This window comes from Paraburkholderia sp. BL9I2N2 (assembly GCF_004339745.1).
Taxonomy (GTDB): Bacteria; Pseudomonadota; Gammaproteobacteria; order Burkholderiales; family Burkholderiaceae; genus Paraburkholderia.
Window position 1 is genome coordinate 946,143 of record NZ_SMGP01000002.1, and the last position, 19,741, is coordinate 965,883.

19 protein-coding genes and 1 pseudogene are annotated in these 19,741 nt (G+C 63.1%); 8 read left to right on the forward strand and 12 right to left on the reverse strand.

The window, feature by feature from the left end:
* Nucleotides 1-92: 92 nt before the first annotated feature.
* The 4 genes from B0G74_RS26180 to B0G74_RS26195 form a co-directional block, all read right to left on the reverse strand.
* Entirely contained in the window at nucleotides 93-461 is a 369-nt protein-coding gene (locus B0G74_RS26180; protein ID WP_132377761.1) for a VOC family protein, read from the reverse strand.
* Between the two features lie 48 nt (nucleotides 462-509).
* Entirely contained in the window at nucleotides 510-875 is a 366-nt protein-coding gene (locus B0G74_RS26185) for a CPBP family intramembrane glutamic endopeptidase (protein WP_165923926.1), read from the reverse strand.
* A gap of 486 nt (nucleotides 876-1,361) precedes the next feature.
* Complete coding sequence (locus tag B0G74_RS26190) at nucleotides 1,362-2,330, reverse strand: hypothetical protein (protein WP_132377765.1); 969 nt, start codon at nucleotides 2,328-2,330, stop codon at nucleotides 1,362-1,364.
* A gap of 194 nt (nucleotides 2,331-2,524) precedes the next feature.
* Nucleotides 2,525-3,610, reverse strand: coding sequence for an alpha/beta fold hydrolase (locus B0G74_RS26195; protein WP_132377767.1), 1,086 nt, complete (start codon nucleotides 3,608-3,610; stop codon nucleotides 2,525-2,527).
* A gap of 324 nt (nucleotides 3,611-3,934) precedes the next feature.
* Between B0G74_RS26195 and B0G74_RS26200 the strand changes: the two genes are divergently transcribed.
* The gene (locus B0G74_RS26200) at nucleotides 3,935-4,396 is read left to right on the forward strand and encodes a TerB family tellurite resistance protein (protein ID WP_132377769.1); all 462 of its coding nucleotides are present in this window, start codon (nucleotides 3,935-3,937) and stop codon (nucleotides 4,394-4,396) included.
* Here B0G74_RS26200 and B0G74_RS26205 read toward each other — a convergent pair.
* The gene (locus tag B0G74_RS26205; protein WP_132377771.1) at nucleotides 4,372-5,250 is read right to left on the reverse strand and encodes a LysR family transcriptional regulator; all 879 of its coding nucleotides are present in this window, start codon (nucleotides 5,248-5,250) and stop codon (nucleotides 4,372-4,374) included. The two genes, B0G74_RS26200 and B0G74_RS26205, sit on opposite strands and share 25 nt — an antisense overlap.
* Nucleotides 5,251-5,370: 120 nt before the next feature.
* Here B0G74_RS26205 and B0G74_RS26210 point away from each other — a divergent pair, with 120 nt between their 5' ends.
* Nucleotides 5,371-6,135 carry a TerC family protein gene (locus tag B0G74_RS26210; protein ID WP_132377773.1) on the forward strand — a complete coding sequence of 255 codons (765 nt, stop codon included), beginning with the start codon at nucleotides 5,371-5,373 and terminating at the stop codon, nucleotides 6,133-6,135.
* A gap of 72 nt (nucleotides 6,136-6,207) precedes the next feature.
* Nucleotides 6,208-6,507, forward strand: coding sequence for a zf-TFIIB domain-containing protein (locus B0G74_RS26215; protein ID WP_132377775.1), 300 nt, complete (start codon nucleotides 6,208-6,210; stop codon nucleotides 6,505-6,507).
* A gap of 53 nt (nucleotides 6,508-6,560) precedes the next feature.
* Here the strand turns inward: B0G74_RS26215 and B0G74_RS26220 are convergent, their stop codons facing one another.
* From B0G74_RS26220 to B0G74_RS26240, 5 genes are all read right to left on the reverse strand, one after another.
* Entirely contained in the window at nucleotides 6,561-7,208 is a 648-nt protein-coding gene (locus B0G74_RS26220) for a DUF2894 domain-containing protein (protein ID WP_132379366.1), read from the reverse strand.
* Nucleotides 7,204-7,851, reverse strand: a complete 648-nt coding sequence (locus tag B0G74_RS26225; RefSeq protein ID WP_132377777.1) for an OmpA family protein — start codon at nucleotides 7,849-7,851, stop codon at nucleotides 7,204-7,206. Before B0G74_RS26225 ends, B0G74_RS26220 begins: the two co-directional genes overlap by 5 nt.
* The gene (locus B0G74_RS26230) at nucleotides 7,848-10,466 is read right to left on the reverse strand and encodes a DUF802 domain-containing protein (RefSeq protein WP_132377779.1); all 2,619 of its coding nucleotides are present in this window, start codon (nucleotides 10,464-10,466) and stop codon (nucleotides 7,848-7,850) included. Before B0G74_RS26230 ends, B0G74_RS26225 begins: the two co-directional genes overlap by 4 nt.
* A 10-nt stretch (nucleotides 10,467-10,476) precedes the next feature.
* Nucleotides 10,477-11,295 (reverse strand): DUF3348 domain-containing protein, encoded by an 819-nt coding sequence (locus B0G74_RS26235; protein ID WP_132377781.1) that lies wholly within the window; start codon nucleotides 11,293-11,295, stop codon nucleotides 10,477-10,479.
* 212 nt (nucleotides 11,296-11,507) lie between these two features.
* Nucleotides 11,508-12,452: an aromatic alcohol reductase gene (locus B0G74_RS26240; protein WP_132377783.1), complete on the reverse strand. Its 945-nt coding sequence runs from the start codon at nucleotides 12,450-12,452 to the stop codon at nucleotides 11,508-11,510.
* A gap of 288 nt (nucleotides 12,453-12,740) precedes the next feature.
* Between B0G74_RS26240 and B0G74_RS26245 the strand changes: the two genes are divergently transcribed.
* Both B0G74_RS26245 and B0G74_RS26250 read left to right on the forward strand, forming a co-directional pair.
* Nucleotides 12,741-13,652, forward strand: coding sequence for a LysR family transcriptional regulator (locus B0G74_RS26245; RefSeq protein WP_132377785.1), 912 nt, complete (start codon nucleotides 12,741-12,743; stop codon nucleotides 13,650-13,652).
* Nucleotides 13,653-13,657: 5 nt separating this feature from the next.
* A pseudogene (locus B0G74_RS26250) lies at nucleotides 13,658-14,891 on the forward strand (FAD-binding oxidoreductase).
* An 86-nt stretch (nucleotides 14,892-14,977) separates the two neighbouring features.
* On the opposite strand, the gene B0G74_RS26255 reads toward B0G74_RS26250, so the two are convergent.
* Both B0G74_RS26255 and B0G74_RS26260 read right to left on the reverse strand, forming a co-directional pair.
* Nucleotides 14,978-16,459, reverse strand: coding sequence for a sodium:solute symporter (locus B0G74_RS26255; RefSeq protein ID WP_132377787.1), 1,482 nt, complete (start codon nucleotides 16,457-16,459; stop codon nucleotides 14,978-14,980).
* Nucleotides 16,456-16,653, reverse strand: a complete 198-nt coding sequence (locus B0G74_RS26260) for a DUF3311 domain-containing protein (protein ID WP_132377789.1) — start codon at nucleotides 16,651-16,653, stop codon at nucleotides 16,456-16,458. Before B0G74_RS26260 ends, B0G74_RS26255 begins: the two co-directional genes overlap by 4 nt.
* A 239-nt stretch (nucleotides 16,654-16,892) precedes the next feature.
* Between B0G74_RS26260 and B0G74_RS26265 the strand changes: the two genes are divergently transcribed.
* The 3 genes from B0G74_RS26265 (at nucleotide 16,893) to B0G74_RS26275 (ending at nucleotide 19,608) form a co-directional block, all read left to right on the forward strand.
* Entirely contained in the window at nucleotides 16,893-18,302 is a 1,410-nt protein-coding gene (locus B0G74_RS26265; RefSeq protein ID WP_132377791.1) for a cache domain-containing protein, read from the forward strand.
* Between the two features lie 2 nt (nucleotides 18,303-18,304).
* The gene (locus tag B0G74_RS26270) at nucleotides 18,305-18,952 is read left to right on the forward strand and encodes a response regulator transcription factor (protein WP_132377793.1); all 648 of its coding nucleotides are present in this window, start codon (nucleotides 18,305-18,307) and stop codon (nucleotides 18,950-18,952) included.
* Between the two features lie 113 nt (nucleotides 18,953-19,065).
* On the forward strand, nucleotides 19,066-19,608 hold the full coding sequence (locus B0G74_RS26275) for a hypothetical protein (protein WP_132377795.1): 543 nt from the start codon (nucleotides 19,066-19,068) through the stop codon (nucleotides 19,606-19,608).
* Nucleotides 19,609-19,741 lie beyond the last annotated feature (133 nt).

Sequence of the window (19,741 nt, forward strand, 5' to 3'; positions counted from 1 at the left end):
GGACAGCGGGTTCTCCTTTTGAGCGTCGGTCTTCTTCCGATCGACGCTCCTTTTTTCCCGGCATCGAACTCACCGCACGCGGGCGTTCGCGTCTAGCGGCTGGAAGCGAAACTGCGGCTGGAGATCGAGATGGAATTGCCGTCGGGGTCCTTGGCATTGGCAAATGTGTAGCCGTCCGCCCGATGCGTTGCGCCGAATTGAAGGCCGTTCTTTGCGCATTGCTCCTTGAACGCCTCCACGTCCCGAATATCGAAAACGAGTTTGACGGTCACTTGTCCGGACTTCACTGCCCTCCCCGCCTGATGAACCATGATGATGGCGCCGCCGTGCGGCGACACCAATTCGATGATGCGGTCATCTGGGTCGACTTTGCGGGCGAATCCGAAGTGTCGTTCATAGAACGCACAGGTCTTAGGGACGTCTTTCACATACAGCAAGATCCGGTTCAAAGTGGGCTGCATTGAATTCCCGATTGTTTTTATAACGATGACGCGCAGCAGCCTTGATCGTCACAGGCTCAATGCGATCGTCAAACTGTTGAAAAGCGCATGCGTTGCAAATGTGGCGCGAAAGGCGGGCCCCGACCGTCTGGCTTCGATGATAAAGATCGAAGTCAGAATTGCCGCGGTGGCCAGCATTCTAATCGCGCGCCAATCGGTATGCCCGTGTCCGAGGCCGAACACCACGGTGGATACGACGCCGGCAACTCCCCACGAACGACGCAACGGCCCTCGCAAGAACTTGATGATCAGCCACTGAAAGAGAAAAGTCTCATACAGCGGCGCAAATAAAGCGACCCATAGAATTTTGAGCCACAGTGGGCGTCCGGCAAACGGGTCGAGACCCGGCGTCGGATAACCGAATACTCCGCCCAAGCAAATGGAGATCGCATATTGCGCCAGCAGGATGGACGCTACTCCGGCAAAAATGAGGATCGGCGTAGGTACAGTGGTGAGAGCGGCGAGTGATCTGCTTCGAAGCGTCGATGTCGATTCCAGAATTGCCTCCGGTTTGCGGTTATTCGAGTTGTTATCAATCGTTGATTATCGACGAGAAACCGGCTGGTCGCACCACCACGTCATCGCTCCCCACGCAACGCCGCCCAACGGGAATACAACGAATGCCCACAATACTTCTCTGACGCTGATCGTCGAGTGAACATACCACCGGATGCCAAGAGAAATCAGTGCGCTGGAAACGCCGTACATCAATACGCCCCGGGTCACGATAAATCGAAGCATGGTCCATCCTTATGAGTTATTTGGGCAGATGTTCACCCGCGAGTGTTAACTCATCCGGACTTTGCGGCAAGACCCCGCTGCCGTCAAAAAAACGAGGCAGCCTTGCTGCCCCAGTCGTCATCACATCTGATTCAGCATCACACTGTTCAATGTGCGCCGCACGATCGGCGCGAGCGACGCGCCCAGCCGCTCGCCCTGAGGTTCGTCGATCAGGCTCGTCAGAAGTTTGGAAAAACGCGGCTCTTCAACCCCCGACACGATGTACTGCCAGCGATACGCATCCAGCATCCCGGCCTTCACGCGCGCCTGTTCGTGATCCGTGAACGTGCGCCCGGCATTGGCGAGAAAGTACTCCGCGTCGGCCTTGGCCTGCAATTGCAGCAATCCGTCCACCGCGCCGATCAATTCGATCAGGTCGCTAATCGCCGCATCCCGCGCCGTGGCATCGAGCTTCGCATCGTCGCGCACCCATTCGAGTTCGTCGATGATCGCGTGCTGCGACTCTTCTTTCCAGTGAAACAGGAACACGTCCTTGAACAGAGGCGACAGACTGTCATCGACTTCCATGCTCTGACGGTAATGCACCTGCGTCACGATTTCGATGCAGCAGGTCAGCGCGAGAATGGCCCATGTCGATTTGCCGAGAACGAAGTTCGCGACGTCGTCGGTCGGCGGCAAGAAGCGGTAACCTGTCGGCATGTCTTCACTGGCCAGTATCTCAATGCGGCGAAACAGTTCCTGATGCTTCAGTTCTTCTTCAGTGAAACGCATCACGGCTTCGAGCGCGATCTGGTCACCCAGCGCGTGATCGCGGCCTACTTCGAGCATCTTCGCGCCGACAAAACGCTCGACTAGCCGGAACATGTTCGCGTAGGTGCGTCCCTGCACCTGCGACATCAGCCGGCGTTCGCCCGCGTTCAGGAACGGCAGCCGGTCGACTTCCGTGAGACCGTCGGGCAGGAACTTGTGCGAGAGATCGAAGCGGCGTCCGCGAATCACGTCGCGGTCGATATCCCAGCGGATACGCCGGGACACTTCAATACATTTCGCGTAACGCTGGGACGGCAACTCAGCCTGGAAGGCATTCATGGCACTACTCCTCGATGGAAAAGGGATTCGAGCGGCGCAGCGAGACTTCGCATGGGTCACCGTCTGAATCGAATTTTCCGTGTGGGGGTCGTAGCGCACATGAGGCGGCGGTCCCGGCAAGCAGCCCGGATAGCGCGAATTAGTGCGGTGCCAGGGGGACCTGTGTCCCGGATGCCCGGGCGGGTCCGATACCGTCAGGCCGCGGGAGAATCGAAACCCGCCTTGCGGGCGAGCACGATGGCCTGAGAACGGTTCTCCACTTCGAGCTTCGCAAAGATGCTCGTGATGTGATTGCGCACGGTCTTTTCGCTGAGCGCGAGTCGCGCGGCAATCTGGGCGTTATCGCGTCCGCCCGCAATCAGTTCGACAATGTCGCGCTCACGCGGCGTCAGCGTGGCGAACACGGGGTCGATGGCGACGTCGGCGGAAAGGAAGTTTCTGATTTCCTCGCGCCAGCGCAGCCACGCGGGTTCCGTATCGAGCAACAGATGATTTTCGCTTTCGAGCGGCACGAATCGCGCATCTGGAATCTGTCCCGCAAGCAGGCGGCTTTCTTCGAAGGGCACGCGGGCATCGCCACTCGCGTGCAGCACAAGCGTCGGGCACGTGACCTGTTCGAGCAGATCGACGACATCGATCTCGTTGAAGACCCGCATGATTCGCGCGGCGTTGCGCGGCGTGGTGGTCATGCGTTCGAGTTCGTTGAACCAGCGATGCTGTTCGGGCGTGCCGCCAGGGATGAACTGCGTCGTGAAGAATTGCCGGAAAGCCGGATTCTGCTGCCCCCAGCCGAGTTCGGCGAGTTTGACAAGCGTTTCGGCCTCGTCGCGCATCGCGTCGCCGCCGTGCCGCTTGAGCTTGCCGCGCGCATAGCCGCCGTAGAGGATCAATTGCTTCACGCGCTCCGGATGCGCGACCGCGTAAGCGACGGAAATCGACGCGCCCTGCGATATGCCCAGCAACGTGAAGCGCTCGACGCCGCTCGCGTCGATCACCGCCTCGAGATCATGCAACCAGGCTTCGAATGAAATCTCCGCTACATCGCGATCAGACAAGCCGCAGCCGCGCTGGTCGTAGCGCACGAGCGTGTGATCGCGGCTCAGTTCCTCGACAAGATGGCTCCACACGGGACTCTTCAGATCGAGTTCGAGATGGCTCAGCCAGTTCGCCGCCTTGATGATCACGGGACCGGTGCCCGAAACCGCATAGGCGATGCGCACGCCGTCGCTGCTGGTACAGAAACGTATCTGCTGCCGGAGACTGGACGGAATTGCGGACATGACTCGCGGAATGTAGTTACGGGCTTGAGAGGCCGTGATTTGTCGGAGGAAAGAACTTCCCGCTAGCCGCGCGGGATGCCGGCATGAGCAGCTTTCAACATAGAAAGCCGTCACGATGTAATCAAACGCTGCAAACGTTCGAGCGCGAACGCGGCACGTGCCGTGGCACACGAGCATTCTTCAAACATCGCCTTCGTGATCGCCTCGCCGAGCTTCGTCTTTTCCGAACCTTCGCTTCGTAATTAGCAGGTTTATCCGATCCTGAACGCACCGCAGACTGGAGCTCATCTTCACTACGGACATCGTCCACGCAAGGAAAAAATCATGCGAACCTATCCGCGTAACAGCCCGCAAGCCGCAGCACGCATCGTCGCGCTGGCCCTCACTTCGGACGGTCACGTGTGCAGTTCGGAAGAGCGCGTGCTGCAACGCTTGAATATCGCCGGCGAACTCGGTCTCGCGCCCGCGCAGTTCGAGCAGATCGTGCAAACGCTGTGCGAGGACCACTCGGTCGCGCATCTGTCGTTCGCGCCGCCAGTGGGCCGTCTCGATCCGGCCATGCTCACGACCTTGATCGACGAAATCGACGATCCCGCGTTGCGCCGCAAGATCATTCGCCTAAGTGTCGCCGTTACGGTCGCCGACGATTATCTGGCGGACGGCGAAATCGCCCTGCTCGCGGCCATCCTGAACGCGTGGGGACCCAATCTGACGCCGGCCGCCAACCGTCACGGGCTTCCGTCGCGCGTCATGCGCAGTTATCAACGCGCGCCGGCCACCACCTGAGAAGCGAGCCCGTGATGTTGCCCGCGACGCGAGCGGATGGCGTGAATCTCCTCGATCACGCCATCCGCGCGGCCGAGCCAGCGCAGGCCCCGCAGCAGCGACAGGTCCTCCGCGCCGAGTTCCGCGAGCGGAAACACGCCGAGGCCACGCGCGGCGAACACCGCCATCAGCGCGCTGTCCTCGAATTCGCCGACGATGCGCGGCCGGATGCCCTGCGCGTCGAACCAGCGGTCGAGCCGCGCGCGCAAGGCGGCGTGGCGGGTCGGCAAAAGTACGGGCACGTCCGCGAGGCACTGCGGAAAGCCCGCGCGCGCGGACTTGCGGACGATGTCCGTCGGGCCATGCCAGTCGACCGGCGAACCGGCGAGGCGCTGGCTCAGCACGCGCAGGTCGGCATTGTGCGGCGCCGGCTGGCAAGCGAGCACCAGATCGAGCCGATGCAGCGCGAGTTCCGACATCAATTCGGCGTGCTCGCCCTCGTGACACAAGAGTCGCAGCGACGGCGTACCGAGCACCGGCGCCAGCAACGCGTGCGCCGCGAGCTTTGAAATGCCGTCGGACAGACCGACGGCGAGCCGCACCACGCCTTCCCCACCGGCCTCGCGCATCTCGTCGAGGAGCGCCTCGCCAAGCTGAAAAATCTGTTCCGCGCGATTGAACGCTGTCTCGCCGGCTTCCGTCATCGTGACGCCACGCCCCGCCGGTTTCAGCAATTGACGCCCGATCGATTTTTCGAGCTCCCGAACCTGCGCGCTGATGGTCTGCACCGCCATGTCGAGCCGTTCGGCCGCGCGCGCGAAGCCGCCCTCTTTCACGACGATCCAGAAATAGTACAGATGACGGTAGTTGAGCATGGCGTAACACTTCGAAAAAAACGATACGTCGCTCAGAGTATCACTGATTTATCCGAAGCCAGAAGATGGTGATCATGACGCTCATCCGACGTCACCCGCATTCATTCGCCAACGGACACCATGGACACTCTGCTCACACTCGTTGCCGACCCCGCCGCATGGGCCGCGCTCCTCACGCTGGTCGTGATGGAAATCGTGCTCGGCATCGACAACCTGATCTTCATCTCGATCCTGAGCAACAAGCTGCCGGAAGCGCAACGTGCTCGCACGCAGCGCATCGGCATCATGCTCGCGCTCGTGATGCGGCTCGGCCTGCTCGGCACGGTCGCGTGGATCGCGCAGTTGACCGCGCCGGCCATTACGCCCTTCGGCCACGCGTTTTCGTGGCGCGATCTGATTCTGCTCGGCGGTGGCCTGTTCCTCGTCTGGAAGGCGACGCGTGAAATTCACCATCACGTGGTCCATGCCGAAGAGGAACGCAGCAAGACGGGCAGCACCGTCCAGTTGACCGTCGCGGCCGCGATCGGCCAGATCCTGGTGCTCGATATGGTGTTCTCGGTCGACAGCATCATCACCGCGGTCGGCATGACCGAACACATGCCGATCATGTTCGTCGCGGTGATCAGCGCGGTCCTGGCAATGCTGTTCGCCGCACGCCCGCTGTCACGCTTTATCGATCGCAACCCAACCATCGTCACGCTCGCGCTCAGCTTCCTGCTCGTGATCGGCATGACGCTGATTGCGGAAGGTTTCGGCTCACACGTGCCGAAGGCCTACATCTACGTGGCGATGGCGTTCTCCGGTTTCGTCGAGGCGATGAACATGCTGGTGCGCCGCGCGAAATCGAAGCGCACTCAGCACCGGGCAACGGTCGATACCGTGTGATGGTTTGTTTCCGGATCGGGCGGCTCGCCCGGTCCAGCATTCGATGTCTTTCTACTCTTGAGGAGCGACACTATGAAATGCCCCGTTTGCAAGACCACCGACCTGCTGATGACCGAGCGTCGCTCGATCGAAGTCGATTACTGCCCGGACTGCCGGGGTGTGTGGCTCGATCGAGGGGAACTCGACAAGCTGATTGCGCAGGATGCGGCAAGTGCCGACGCACCGCCCGCGCCGCGTGGTGCAACCCGCGACGGCTACCGGGAGCGCGAGCATTCGTACGATAACCACCAGCGTGGATACGACGACCGTCGAACGGACTATCGGACGCAGAAGAAAAAGCGCTCGATTTTCGACGTGTTCGATTTCGACTGAGCGTCGTCAGCCATGAGGGAAGAAGCGCCGGGAACATTCCGGCGCATATCGCACTAGCGTGCTTTGCCGCGAGCGCTCTTGCCGGCGTTGCCGCCGCGAGGCGCGTCTTTACCGGTGGGCGCGGCGCCACCATTCATCTGCTCCATCCACGACAAGGCGTCGACATAGGACAGAAACTGCTTGAGGTAGCCCGGTGAAACTTCGCGCATGAGTGAGAGCGCCCGGTGCACGAGGCTGCTCGAGTTGAGCGGGCCGGCGTTTCCAGGCACCTGTTCCAGCGACTGCCGCATCTGCTTCTCGGTACGGACTTTCGACCAGACTTCCCTGAAATAATCCAGCGCGGGCAGTTCGGGATACGAAGCGGAGTGCGGCAATCCGCTCGCCACAGGCACATGATCCTGACTCGCGATGTAATCGACGAGGCCTTTCAGCGTTGCATCCGCGGATTCGCCCGCGCCGTGAGCAACTGCCTCGTTAGCCGAAGAGGCCGCGCGTTCGATTTGCGCGGCATACGCGTCCAGCAGACCCGACAGCCGCTCGTCCAGAATCCGTCGTGTTTCGCCGCCGTGGGCGGCCGCGCGCCGCTCGAACGCATCGATGAAATGGAAGCGCACAGGGTCCAGGCGATCCGCGCCGCGCTCGCGCCACGCGTCGAGCGTCGCACGGGCTCCGCTTGCCGGATCGCTGTCGCCGCCGTTAATCACGTGGCTTCACCGTTGCAGTCGACGGCCTCGGCACCGGCGCGATTTCCACACGACGGTTTTTGGCGCGTCCCTGTTCGTCCGTATTCGAGCTCACTGGTTGCCCGGAGCCGAACGCCGCCGCGAACAACGACGACGCGGGCACGCCGTCGTCGATCAGCGCGCGCGTCACCGTCAGCGCGCGCTGCGCCGACAGTTCCCAATTGTCGGCGAAACGGCGATTGCCTTCGCGCAACCGCTGGTCGTCGGTAAAGCCGCTCACCATCAGGATTTCGTCATTGGCGCCGAGATACGCGGACAGCGGCCCGGCCAGACTCTTCAGCAGATCCCGGCCTTGCGGCTGCAACTGATCCGAGTTCAGCGCAAACAGCACATTGCCGCTGATGCCGATGCGCCCATTCACCAGCGTCACGCGCCCCGCGGCGAGCGGCCCCGCGAGCGCCTGCTCGAGCGTCTTGCGGCGCTGCGTTTCCAGTTGACGCTGCTTGACCTCCTGCTCCAGCTTGCTCGAAAGCTCCAGTTGCACGCCGATCACGCCCACGAGGATGAGCACGAAGGCGCCCAGCAGCACCGACATCAGGTCGCCGAAAACCGGCCAGATCGGCGCGACCTGCTCCACGCCGCCGTCGATGTCCTCGCTCATGCCGCTTCAGCTCCCGCCGATGCGCGCCGGCCGGCGAGCCGCTGCAGGTCTTCGACGATCTGCTTCTGCGACATCACGCTCAGGTCGATGACTTCCCGCGCCTGCGCCACGTAGTACGCAAGCTGTTCGTCGCTGCGCGCAAGGGATTTGTCGAGCGCGCTTTCGATACGTTGCAGGTGCGTCACCAGCTTGTCGTTCGACTCGCCGAACACTTGCACGGCGGTGCCGAACGCTTCGCCGAGACTTGCCACTTCGACGGCGCTGCCGGTGACTTGCGCGGCAACGGAGCCCAGCTTGCCGGTTTCGAGTTCGATCTTGTCGGTGAAGCGCGTGCCCACGCGCTCCAGCAAATCCGCCGACGTGGCGACGAGCGCGTCGACCGCCGTGCGCTGCTCGGTGGACGCGTGATTGACGGCGTCGAGCAGGGTTTCCAGCGTTTCCAGCAAGCGAGCGCGCTCCTGCAGCATCGCGGTGTCGCGGACCATGCTGTCGGAGAGCTTCTGGCGCAGTTCGGCGACGACTTCGGCTGCGGCCTTCGGCGCTTCCGAGGCGGCTTGCACGAGTTGGCCGATCTCGGCGATCGTGTTGCTGGCGTGGGCCTGCGTCTGGGCCGAGATGTCGCGCGCGGTTTGCGCCAGCGTCTCGCAGATTTCCTGCTGACGGCTCGCGGTGCGTGCGCCCGCTTGTTCCCACTCCTGGCTCAGCGTCGTGGCCATCGCGCCGAGCGCTTCGGTCCAGGCTGCCAGACGTTGCTGATCCCGCGAGGCCAATTCGGCCTGGAGGTTCGCAGCAGCCTTCGGCGCTTCCGCCGCGGCCTGCACGAGCCGGTCGATTTCAGCAATCGTGTTGCTGGCGTGGGCTTGCGTTTGAGCCGATACGTCGCGAGCGGTTTGCGCCAGCGTCTCGCAGATTTCCTGCTGACGGCTCGCAGTGCGCGCGCCCGACTGCTCCCATTCCTTGCTCAAGGTCGCCGCCATCGCGCCGAGCGTCTCGGTCCAGGCTGCCAACCGTTGCTGATCCCGCGAGGCCAATTCGGCCTGAAGGTTCGCAGCAGCCTTCGGCGCTTCCGCCGCGGCCTCGACCAGCCGGTCGATTTCGGCAATCGTCTTGCTGGCGTGCGCCTGCGTTTGAGCCGAAATATCACGCGCCGTTTGCGCCAGCGTCTCGCAGATTTCCTGCTGACGGGTCGCAGTGCGCGCGCCCGACTGCTCCCATTCCTTGCTCAAGGTCGCGGCCATCGCGCCGAGCGTCTCGGTCCACACCGCGAGCCGCTGTTCATCCTTCGAAGCCAGCTCGGTCTGCAAGTCCGCGTGCGATTGCCCCACGCCACGCAGCAGGGACGCCGCGTGCTGCTCGAAAGTCGCAGCGGCCGCCGCCAATGCCTGCTGGTTGCTCGCCGCAAGCTTCTCGCCGGCGCTCTCCTGACGCGACAGCGCCTCGTTCCACGCCTGCGAGACATTTCCCGCCGTGCTTTCCAGCCGCGCGGACACGCCATCCAGCAGACCGGCCGAGCGTTGCTCGAAAGTGTCGGTGAAGCGATCCAGCGAGGCGCGCAGATGCTGCGCCAGTTCCTCGCTCGAACGTTGATGTCCCGCCAATGCCTTGTTCCAGATATCCGCGACGGTCATCGTGCTCGTCTCGAAGCCGTTCGTCAGGCCGTCCAGTTGCCGCTGCACAGCGTGCGTGACGGTGTCGTGCAAGGCCGTCGTCTCGCGCGCGAGGCCGGCCATCGTGGCTTCCATGACCGGCTGCAGCGCCGCGCCGGCGGCGCGCGTGCTGTCCGCCACGCTCTCCTTCAACGACTGTTCGACCGAACTGGCGAGGCGCGTATAAGCGGCCTCGGCCCTGCCGTGGAAGGCCTCCTGGCTGGCGATCTGCCGCTCATTCAACGCGAGGCTTTGTTGCTCGATGGCCGACATCATCGTCTGCAGCCGGTCGACCAGCGTGGGCATCACTTCAGTCTGACGCTGCAAAAGCCTGAACGCCTCTTCGCGCTGATGACTCTGCGAGTAGATGCGCAGCGTCGTCGCGATCTTCACGTCAAGCATCTGCGCTGCCTGCAGGCGCTCGCGACGGCACAACGCGGACAGCAGCCCCAGCATCGCGGAGGTGGCCACGCCCGCAATCGAGGTGCCGAACGCAAAGCCCAAGCCCTTGACCGGCGCGGCGAGCGAAGCGCGGATCGCTTGCAGGTCGGTCGCGCTTTCCAGCGCCATGCCGGTGCCGCGCAAGGTCACCACCATGCCGAGCAGCGTGCCGAGCATGCCGAGCAGCACCAGCAAGCCGACCAGGTAAGGCGTCAGCGCCGGACCCGGCAACGCCACCCGCTCGCCCTCGATACGCAGGCGCGCCGCGTTGCGCAAGCTCGGATGCACCGGCTCGAGCCATGCGCCGAGATTCGGCGGCGGCCCGGACAGCCCGGCGACCGCGTGCGCGAGCGTGGCGGTGGCCTGGTTGTAGCGGTGCAATTCGAGCGCGCCCGCCAGGTAGCACACGCCAATCAGTAAGGTGACGGCCAGCGCCAGCGGGTTCGAACCGAGGTAGCCGGCGGCGATCCAGCACACCGCGGCCAGACCGGCCAAAAACACAACGAGATCAATACGATATCTGGACATAGTGTCCCAGTTAGCTGGCGCGAAGGGCGGCGAGCAACCCTTCGACCGGTTGTAAACGAACATCCAGTTCGGCAAGCAACACGCTTTGCATGTCCTTGCGGAACACATTCAGCCATGCGCCGGGCGTGGGCGCCGCTGGGTTGCTTGCGGCGCTGCTTGCCGCATTGCTTCTGGCGTCGTCCGCGGATTCGGCGGATTCGGCGGACTCGCCGGCCTCGGCGGCGGCCAGCGTCGCCTGCTCGGCCGCGCGCAAGCGCTCGAAGTGCCCGGCCAGCAGCACGGGCACGGCAGCCAGCAGATTGCGCTCGCGCTCGCTCAGCGCGCGCTCCATCACCGCATCCACCACGGCAAGCCGCGCCATGGCGGGCGTTCTGGCGGCCAGCATGCCCCGCAGGCGGCCGCGCAGATTGCCGATCGCCATTTCCATCGACTGCTGGATGGAGAGGTAGCGTTGACGGAAAACCGCGTAATCGGCCACCGGCTCCGCGGGCGTATTCTGCGACGCCGCCTGTGCGGACGCATGCGCGGGACCACGCCGCCTGTCGGCTGCGAACACGCTATCGCCCGTGATGTTCTTCGCGAGCGAACTGCGCGCGCGCACGTACTCCGACTCTTCGGCGCTGCCGAAGCTTCGCGCGCCGGCGGCGACGGCCGGCGGATTGCCGCTTAGTGCCGAGGACAGCGCAATGGCGTCGGTCCAGCCGAGCCATTGGCTGAGCCGGTCCGAGAGCGATTGCCTGGATTCGGGGACATCGACATCCGCGAGGCGTGCCAGTAAGCGAATGAGCGCCGGGCCGCTGAGGGCGGTGCGCTGGGGGGCTTGCAACATACCACCGGAGACAAAAAAGTCGCCAGTTTACACGCTGTCGGCGCCCGGGCGGCCGCAAGTCGATCCGCGGAACGCGCGCGAGGCGCATTTTACTTGAGCGGAGCCGTGCTCGGCGGGGCGTTCCGGCTTGATGATTCGCCTGCTGCTTTGGCCTTCTTGGGCCTACTGCTTCGACCTTCCGCTCCGGCTCGCCGCTCCGCCCGATTGCGCGCTCACTGAAGCGACACGCCCTCGCTCATCAGAAGGTTTTCGCGCATCCACTGCTCCATGCTGCAAACCGCCATGCCGCGCTGCGCGTTGAACGTGCGATCCATGTCCCATGCCACGCCCTCACCTTCCGCAAACACCACGCGGTACTTCCTGATCGAGCTGTCGGGCTCCTCGGCCAGTTCGCTTTGCAATTGCGGCACGCTCCATTCGACGCGGCGAACCTTGCGCCCGAGCATCGCGTCGACGGCATCCGCCACTTGACGATATGTCACCGTATCTCCGGCGACGAACACGACCTCGTTCGCGATGCGCGGCTCGGCGAACATGATCTCCACGGTCAATCTGCCGATGTCGTCGGCCGTGGTGACCGTCACCGCGTTGTCCCAACTGCCGAGCGCGTGCACCGTGTTCTGCTCCAGATCCACCACGCCGAAGGACGGCTCGAACAGAAAACTCGTGAACATGCCGGTCGACACGATCACCCATTCGGTGCGGCCTTGCGCGCGCAGCAGGTCGCGCACGTCGAGTTGCTCATCGAACAGGTCCTGCGCACTGCCCCGGCCGATCACGTCGTAGTCCACGCCGAACTGCCACGGGAAATAACGCGCGACATCAGCCGCGAGCACGGCACGGGCAATCTTCAACTGCACGCCTTTGCCGCCGACAAACCCGGTGCAGGACACGACCGTGTCGAAGCGCCGAAACAGCGCCGCAAGCGAGGCTTCAGACTGCGCGGCCAGATCGCCCGGCACGAGTTCGATGGCGAGCGCGCGCAATTCGGCGATTTCCTTCTGCCTGGCGGCATCGCTCGATTGCAGGGTGGACGGTCGCAGGAGAACCGCGAGCGAGACGCCCGGCGTCGACGCGGCGCGCCGCGCGAGACTGCGCAATACAGCCATGCCGAGTTCACCGGCGCCGAGCACGAGAATGGATTGAGTGTGCGACATGTGTGAGACCTTTTCGAAGTTCGGGAATGGATCGAGTGGCGTTCGCTCGTGCGATCCGCCGTCACCGGTAGCACGCCGGTGCGTTGCAGCTTCACGCAGAAGTCAGCCGGACGAATTGGAGTCTAGGTGCGCAAGCCGCCGCCATTGTTCGCCCTCACGGAATTGAGAAAGCGCCCGCCTCGAACCAGCCGGCTCAAGTCGGATAAGTGAACGACTCCATGTAAGATGAACGCCCGCTGCAACGCGCCTGTCGACGGCGCTGTGCGAACCTGGACAGGTGCCCCGCTCATGGACAAACTTCAAGCGATGACGACTTTCATGCGCATCGTCGAGGCTCAGAGTTTCAGCAAGGCCGCGGAGACGCTTTCGCTGCCTCGTTCGTCGGTGACCACGATGATCAAGAATCTGGAGCACGAGCTGGGCGCCGCCCTGCTCCGGCGCAGTACCCGCACGCTCAGCCTGACCGATGCGGGCGAGCGGTACTACACGTCCTGCCGGGCGATTCTCGCGGAGATCGCGCGCGTGGAAAGCGAGTTGTCCGCCGATGCGGCGACCCCGCGTGGACGTGTCCGCGCGGACATGCCGGGCGTGATCGGGCGCGCGATGGTGTTGCCGCGGCTGCGCGAATTCGAGCAGCGCTTTCCCGGCATCGAACTCGTGCTCGGTCTGAGCGACCGGCCCGCGGACCTGATCTACGACGGCATCGATTGCGTGATCCGCACCGGCGCACTGGCGGATTCGAGCCTGATTGCGCGGCGGCTCGGAGAACTGAGCTGGATCACGTGCGCATCGCCGCGATATTTGAAAGAATATGGCGAGCCCGACAGCGTGAGCGCGCTCAACGATCACCGTGCGATCAATTACATCTCGAACTCGACAGGGAGGCCGCTCGACTGGCGCTTCCACGTACGAGGCGAAGATCTCGCGATGACCATGCCGAGCCGCTTCTCGGTCAACGAGACAGAGGCCTATCTGCAATGCGGCCTGGAAGGATTGGGGCTGATCCAGCTCTCGGAGTTCGTCGCGCTGCCGTATCTGAAATCAGGACGTCTGAAAGAAGTACTCGCCAGTGCGCGATCGTCGGCTGTGCCTGTTTCGATCGTCTATCCGCACGGCCGAAACGCAAGCGGCGCGACCCGAACGTTCGTCGACTGGATCGCGGAACTCTTCGAACAAAGCGACTTCAAGCGAGGCCTATAAGCAGAATGAAATTCGATACTGTTGTGCTCGGGGCAGGCATTGTCGGCGTATGCGTCGCCGTGCATTTGCAGAAACGCGGCCGCCAGGTCGCGCTGGTCGATCGCAAGCTGCCCGGCAACGAGACCTCGTTCGGCAATGCCGGACTGATTCAGCGTGAAGGCGTCTATCCCTACGCGTTTCCTCGGGGACTCGACACGTTGCTGCGCTATGCGCGCAACCAGTCGGCGGACGTTCGCTATCATGCCGACGCCATCCTCAAGACAGCGCCGTTTCTGTGGCAGTACTGGCGCAACTCACATCCGGCGCGGCACGCCGCCATTGCGAAGTCGTACGCGACACTGATCGAGCATTGCGTGAGCGAACACCGGGCGCTCGCCGCCGATGCCGGCGCAAGCGCGCTTTTACGCCCGATCGGCTGGATGAAAGTGTTTCGCACCGCAGCGGCTCGCGACGCGGAATTGCGGCTCGCCGAACAGTGGCATCGCGAATACGAGGTCGAGTTCGAAGCGCTCGACGCCGCCCGTCTGCAACAGATGGAGCCCGATCTCGACAAGACGCTACTGGGCGGCCTGCGTTATCCGGCATCCGATTCCGTGAGCGACCCGAACGCGCTCGTCACCGCTTACGCCAGATACTTCGAAGCGCTCGGCGGACAGTTTTTTATCGGCGATGCGGACACGCTTCGCGATGCCTGGCAGGTCGATACGGAAGCGGGAACGATCTCGGCTTTATCCGCGGTCGTGGCGTTGGGGCCGTGGTCGGATCGCGCGAGTACGCGCTTGGGTTACCGCTTGCCCCTCGCTGTCAAACGCGGATATCACATGCACTACGAGCCGCAGGGGACAGCACGTCTGAATCATCCGGTGCTCGACGCGGAAGGCGGCTATGTGCTGGCGCCGATGGCGCGCGGCATCCGCTTGACCACCGGTGCGGAAATCGCGAACCTCGATGCGCCCAAGACGCCGGCGCAACTTGCGGCAGTCGAGCCGGTTGCCCGCACGCTGTTTCCCTTGGGCAAGCGTCTCGACGAAGAACCCTGGATGGGCCGACGTCCTTGTACATCGGACATGATGCCGATCATCGGCCCCGCGAAAAAAACACGCGGGCTTGTGGTTCGCGTTCGGCCATGCACATCACGGGCTGACCTTGGGTCCGATAACCGGACGTCTGATCGCCGAGATGATGACCGGCGAGGAAACCGTGGTGGACCCGCGGCCGTTCAGCGTGGAACGGTTCTAACGGCGCGGGTCGCGCTCCGAGCCACAATAAAAAAACGCCGCGGACAAACAAGCTCCGCGGCGTTCCTTTATCTCGGCATCGATTGCTTAGGCCGCGGCTACCACTCTACGCGGCGACAGAACCGACACGGCGAAGCTCACGACGATATTGACCGCCAGCGCGATCAGGCCGATATACACCGGATAGACCGCATCGCCGAGATGCAGGGCGAACACCGGCTTGAGGCCTTGCGAAATCGCCAGCCCGGTTCCGAGCACGATCCCGGCCAGCCAGCCGAGGAACAGACCCGGCGTGTTCAAACGACGCGTGTACAACGAGAACACGATCGCCGGGAAGATCTGCAGAATCCACACGCCGCCCAGCAGTTGCAGGTCGATCGCGTATTGCGTCGGCAAAAACACGATGAACAGCAGCGCACCGAACTTCACGACGAGGGAGACGATCTTCGCCGTGGAAGCCTCGCCTTCAGGCGAGATATTCGGCGAAACGAGCGGACGCCACAGATTGCGCGTGAACAGATTGGCCGCGCCGATCGACATGATCGCCGCCGGCACCAGCGCGCTGATCGCAATCGCCGCCGCCGCGAAGCCGACGAACCACGACGGGAACAGCGTGTTGAACAACGCCGGCACCATGTCCGAAGCCGACTTCACATGCACGCCGGCCGCAATCGCCATATAGCCGAGCAACGCGATCAGACCCAGCAGCAGCGTGTACGCCGGCAGGAAGATCGCATTCTTGCGCACCGTATTCGCCGACGAGGACGACAGCACCGCCGTCATCGTATGCGGATACATGAACGCCGCCAGCGCCGAGCCCAAAGCCAGCGACGCATACGCGGTGAATTGCGTCGGCTTCAGAATGATGCCGGTCGCGCCGCCCTTGGCCTTGAAATACGTATCGGCCGCGTCGAACACATGCGCGTAGCCGCCGAGCTTGGCCGGAATCAGCCACACCGCCGCGATCACGACGATGTAGATCATGATGTCCTTGACGAACGCGATCATCGCCGGCGCGCGCAGGCCGCTCGCATACGTGTACAGCGCGAGAATCACGAAGGCGACGATCAGCGGCATTTCGCCGGTCACGCCGAGCCCCTTGATCACGACCTGCATGCCCACCAGCTGCAGCGCGATATACGGCATGGTCGCGACAATGCCGGTGATCGCGACGGCTGCCGGGAACCACTTGCCGCCGTATTCGCCCTGCACGTAGTCCGCTGCCGTGATGTGGTTTTTCGCCTGAGCGACCTTCCACAGTTTCGGCATCACCGCGAACACGAACGGATAGACGATGATCGTGTACGGCAACGCAAAGAAGCCATACGCACCCACCGAATAGACCAGCGCGGGCACTGCGATCACCGTATAAGCGGTATAGAAGTCGCCGCCCACGAGGAACCACGAAATGACCGTGCCGAACTGGCGGCCGCCGAGACCCCACTCGTGCAATTGCGTCAGGTCACCCCGTTTCCAGCGCGCGGCAAAGAAGCCGATCACGGTAACGAGAACAAAGAATGCGATAAAGACGGTCATCGCAACCGGATTCACAGGATTCGTATCGCTCATTTGACACCTCGGTACACGACGTAAATCAGTAGCGAGGTCAACGGCACCCACAAGAACTGATACCAGTAGAAGAACGGAAAGCCGGCGAACGACGGACGCGTGTCGTTATAGAACGGCAGCCACAGCAATGCGATGTACGGGATCAGCAGGATCAGCCATAGCCATGAACGGCCGGCAGGGTGGGAGGTCTCCACAATCATCTCCTAAGTCTATTATCGACACCGCGCGCCAGGGCTTGTGGCCCGGCACGCGGAAACCGGTTTCGTGATATTAGTCGGCGAAACCGGAATGCGCTCCTCGCGCCGCGCAAACGCCCTCAAGGCGCACTACGCCGCGGGGATGTAGTATTCGCCTTCGTGAGCGTCCTCACAAGCGCGCAACTACGTAAGCCGGCTACGTAATACTACGTAGCCGGTCGGCCGTCTTTTCAACGATGAAACTCAAAGCCAAGATTGTCCTGCTGGCGATCGTGCCCTTTCTGGCCGCCATCGCGAGCATCGAAATCGGTGTGCGCCAGGAAGCCACGGCGCTCGCCGAGACGCAGCACGCGACCACGCAGGCCGCGTACATGGCCAGCAAGGAGATCGAGCTCAAGCATTACGTCGAACTCGCCACCACCGCGATCGCGCCGCTCTATAACGCTGGCCAGGACAATGCGCGCGACGACTCGATGCTGCGCATGCGCGCGCTCGATGTGCTGGAAAAAATGGACTTCGGCAAGGACGGCTATTTCTTCGTCTACGACATGCACGGCCGTTCGTTGATGCATCCGCGCGAGCCCGACCTCGTGGGGCGCGACCTGTGGGAAATGCGCGACCGCGAAGGCACGCTGACGATCCAGCAACTGCTCGCCGCGGCCTCGCGCGGCGGCGGCTATGTGCGCTACCTGTGGCATCGTCCGTCGACGGGCAAGGTGGCCTCGAAACTCGGCTACGTGGTGCCGCTGGAGCGCTGGGGCTGGATGATCGGCACCGGCATCTATCTCGACGACGTGGACAGCACGCTCGCGCATATCGACGAGGGCGCGGCCGCCAACATCGATCGTACGATGAAATGGATCGACGCGATCGCCGTGGCCGGACTCGCCGTGATCGCGCTATGCGCGCTCGTGCTCAACGTCACCGAATATCGCAGCGCGGACGCCAAGCTGAAGCGACTTGCGCAGCAGGTGGTGGAGTCGCAGGAAAACGAACGGGCGCGCCTGTCGCGTGAATTGCACGACGGCATCAGCCAGATGATGGTCTCCGTGAAGCTGCTGCTCGAATCCGCGCTGGCGCGCTTCGAGCGCAGCGAAGTGCGCGTGCCCGCGGCAGAGGCCGCGCTCACCACCAGCCTCACGCGGCTTGGCGACACCTTGCGCGAAGTACGGCGCATTTCCCATGCGCTGCGTCCGTCGATGCTGGACGATCTCGGTGTGGCGGCTGCGCTGGAGCAACTCTCGCGCGAACTCAGCGAGCAGTCGGGCATCGAGATCGGCTTCACGCAGATTGCCCACACGCACGCGGCGGCTTTGCCCGACGCGGTCAACACCGTGCTGTTCCGGATCGCCCAGGAAGCGCTGACGAATATTGTGCGCCACGCGCAGGCGTCGAGCGCGGCGCTCGCGCTGGAAGTATCGAACGACGCCGTCACGCTGAACATCGCGGACAACGGATGCGGCTTCGACGTGGCGCATGCGTTCGTCGGCCGGCGCTCGGGCGTGGGTCTGCGCAATATGCGCGAACGGCTCGAAGCGCTGGGCGGCACGCTGTCGCTCAGTTCACAGGCCGGCCACACTCTCGTCACCGCACGCGTGCCGCTGGGATCGACCGAGCCGACATTGCCGGCCTTGCAGGAAACCTGACCATGAACGACGCCTCACCCGCTATCGCCCGTCTGATTCTCGTCGACGATCATCCGCTCGTGCGCGACGGTTTGCGCGCACGGCTCGAAGCGGTGCGCAACCTCGAAGTGGTCGGCGAAGCGGGCAATGCGCAGGAAGCGCTCGCCCTCGCCGCGAGTGAGGAACCCCACCTAGTGCTGATGGATGTCGGCATGAACGGGATGAACGGCATCGCACTGGCCGGCATGTTTCATGAACGCTTCCCGGCGATTCGCGTGCTCATGCTGTCGATGCACGACAATCTCGAGTATGTGACCCAGGCGGTGCGCGCGGGCGCGAGCGGCTACGTGCTCAAAGATTCGCCCGCCACCGAAATCATCCAGGCGATCGGCGCGGTGCTCGAAGGCAAACAGTTTTTCAGCGCGGGACTGGGCGCGCGTCTGATTCAGGCTTCGGCAACGCAGTCGCCCGTCGAGCGGCTCACGCCGCGTGAACGCGACATTCTCGACGCGCTCGCGGAGGGCCTGTCCAGCAAGCAGATCGCTCAGCGCAACGATCTCTCCGTGCGTACGGTGGAAACGCATCGGCTGAATCTGAAACGCAAGCTCGATATTGAAGGTCAGGCCGAGTTGATCAAGTTCGCAGTCGAGAATCGTCGCACGAGCCGGTAAAAACCTGACTGACGCGAGTGCGCGATCGCAGCATAATTAGCACAGCATCCACTCGAACCACTGCCGTCGTTCCGTCTGATCTACTCAACGCCCGACACCTGGAGCTGATGAGGATGAAACGTTCGATCCCATTGCGGCTAGCGAGTCTGCTGATCTGTTTCGCCGCTACTCACGCGCATGCCGAACCGGCGCGCGTCAATCGCGGCCACGATCCGTTCTTTCAGATCTCCAAAGCGATCGGCGACTGTCCGGTGCCTTTGGGCCCGCTCGAAACCGAGCAGGAATGGCTCGACGACAGCCATTACCGGATCGAGCGCGGCAATAGTTGCTGGGTGGAAGGCCGCTGCCGTTTGTCGAACGCCTATCTGTACGACGTGGAAATCGCCGACGCCGTGCAGCGACGCCTCACCAACATCAACTTCGCCACGCACTGGCGCGAACAGTCGACGCTCTGGCTGACGCTGCAACGCCGCTTCATCTACGTCGAAGGTTGCGTCGCGCCAGGTTTCGACAAGCAGGCCTTCCTCACCGAACTCGCGAAAACGGCGGACGTCGAGCGTGTGATCGACGACACGACCACCAATCCGCATGCCGCACAACTCCCCTACAAAACGCTTGCGAATCCGGACAAGCCGGTACTCGATCCAGGCAACTAGCCGTACACGCCGACGAGCGAAAGCAGCGCGCGCGTGATATCCGGTATCACGCTGCAACGCCTATATCGGCGATCGAACATAGCAACGCAGAAATCGAACTTTGGGTGTTTCGACGTCATTGCTACCATCGGCG

Excerpts from the sequence above, each read along its gene's own strand:
- B0G74_RS26245 (WP_132377785.1), top strand. The coding sequence starts at position 12,741 with ATGGACAAACTTCAAGCGATGACGACTTTCATGCGCATCGTCGAGGCT.
- B0G74_RS26240 (WP_132377783.1), bottom strand. The coding sequence starts at position 12,452 with ATGTCGCACACTCAATCCATTCTCGTGCTCGGCGCCGGTGAACTCGGC.
- B0G74_RS26265 (WP_132377791.1), top strand. The coding sequence starts at position 16,893 with ATGAAACTCAAAGCCAAGATTGTCCTGCTGGCGATCGTGCCCTTTCTG.
- B0G74_RS26210 (WP_132377773.1), top strand. The coding sequence starts at position 5,371 with ATGGACACTCTGCTCACACTCGTTGCCGACCCCGCCGCATGGGCCGCG.
- B0G74_RS26205 (WP_132377771.1), bottom strand. The coding sequence starts at position 5,250 with ATGCTCAACTACCGTCATCTGTACTATTTCTGGATCGTCGTGAAAGAG.
- B0G74_RS26255 (WP_132377787.1), bottom strand. The coding sequence starts at position 16,459 with ATGAGCGATACGAATCCTGTGAATCCGGTTGCGATGACCGTCTTTATC.
- B0G74_RS26235 (WP_132377781.1), bottom strand. The coding sequence starts at position 11,295 with ATGTTGCAAGCCCCCCAGCGCACCGCCCTCAGCGGCCCGGCGCTCATT.
- B0G74_RS26195 (WP_132377767.1), bottom strand. The coding sequence starts at position 3,610 with ATGTCCGCAATTCCGTCCAGTCTCCGGCAGCAGATACGTTTCTGTACC.
- B0G74_RS26230 (WP_132377779.1), bottom strand. The coding sequence starts at position 10,466 with ATGTCCAGATATCGTATTGATCTCGTTGTGTTTTTGGCCGGTCTGGCC.
- B0G74_RS26270 (WP_132377793.1), top strand. The coding sequence starts at position 18,305 with ATGAACGACGCCTCACCCGCTATCGCCCGTCTGATTCTCGTCGACGAT.
- B0G74_RS26180 (WP_132377761.1), bottom strand. The coding sequence starts at position 461 with ATGCAGCCCACTTTGAACCGGATCTTGCTGTATGTGAAAGACGTCCCT.
- B0G74_RS26215 (WP_132377775.1), top strand. The coding sequence starts at position 6,208 with ATGAAATGCCCCGTTTGCAAGACCACCGACCTGCTGATGACCGAGCGT.
- B0G74_RS26190 (WP_132377765.1), bottom strand. The coding sequence starts at position 2,330 with ATGAATGCCTTCCAGGCTGAGTTGCCGTCCCAGCGTTACGCGAAATGT.
- B0G74_RS26225 (WP_132377777.1), bottom strand. The coding sequence starts at position 7,851 with ATGAGCGAGGACATCGACGGCGGCGTGGAGCAGGTCGCGCCGATCTGG.
- B0G74_RS26200 (WP_132377769.1), top strand. The coding sequence starts at position 3,935 with ATGCGAACCTATCCGCGTAACAGCCCGCAAGCCGCAGCACGCATCGTC.
- B0G74_RS26275 (WP_132377795.1), top strand. The coding sequence starts at position 19,066 with ATGAAACGTTCGATCCCATTGCGGCTAGCGAGTCTGCTGATCTGTTTC.